Origin of the sequence: Streptomyces sp. WM6386 (genome assembly GCF_000972385.1) — a bacterium.
Classification (GTDB): Bacteria; Actinomycetota; Actinomycetes; order Streptomycetales; family Streptomycetaceae; genus Streptomyces.
The window spans coordinates 1-304 of sequence record NZ_JXTE01000817.1 but is presented as its reverse complement, the minus strand read 5'-3'; the positions used below and the strand labels follow the sequence as shown (position 1 = coordinate 304).

Here is a 304-nt window from a genome sequence, read left to right as displayed (position 1 = left end):
CTTGAACCCCGACCTGGAGGTGCCGGGCGCACTGGCCGATCAGGGGAGCCGTCGGGTGCACGCGCAGGTCGCCTGGTTCCCCACGAAGAAGCCGCAGGTGGCGACCCTGGTGGTGTTCGGGTACTCGTTCATCCTGAAGGTCATCCGGCTTTTGCAGCCCGGGAACGAAGGGATAAAGCCCGGGAACGCGGTGGGGGGGGGCGCGGAGCCGCTCGGTCATCGCGGCCGCCGTCCGGTCGTTCTCGGCGTGTGCCAGGGCCGGGAAGGCCGAGGCCAGCGCGAGGTGCACCTCCGCCGTGGCCTG

General features: G+C 71.1%; 1 pseudogene. It reads right to left on the bottom strand.

Going from position 1 to position 304, the window contains the following annotated elements:
- Positions 1-151 precede the first annotated feature (151 nt).
- Positions 152-304: pseudogene (locus TN53_RS49770) on the bottom strand (maltokinase); the annotation flags it as partial.